Consider the following 291-nt stretch of genomic DNA (forward strand, 5'->3'; position numbering starts at 1 on the left):
AACACAAACGGCGATGGCGTTTGGGCGAGATATGTCCAATAGCGGCTGTTTGGCTGCGCTTCCCCTTCCCGCGGAAGGGGGGGCAGCATACTGGTGATGAGCTTGTCCATGCGGGTGACGTCGGCGTTGCGTGCCTGCTTATGCTGTTGAAGCGCGTCGCCATTCCAGCCATGTGCCTTGGCAAGCTGATCGATATCCGCGCCTCCCCGCCATGCTGCCAGTGGCGGCAGATCGTGGGTGGTGGTGGTGGCGACCGCATGCGTTCGCCATCGCCGCGGCGGCAGGAAATCA

Annotated in this window: 1 pseudogene; it reads right to left on the reverse strand. The window is 62.9% G+C overall.

Annotated elements, in window-relative coordinates:
* Positions 1-291 (reverse strand): annotated as a pseudogene (locus AC4HNJ_RS21810) (hypothetical protein); the annotation flags it as partial.

The sequence above is a fragment of the Dyella sp. SYSU CM1112 genome, from assembly GCF_058216415.1.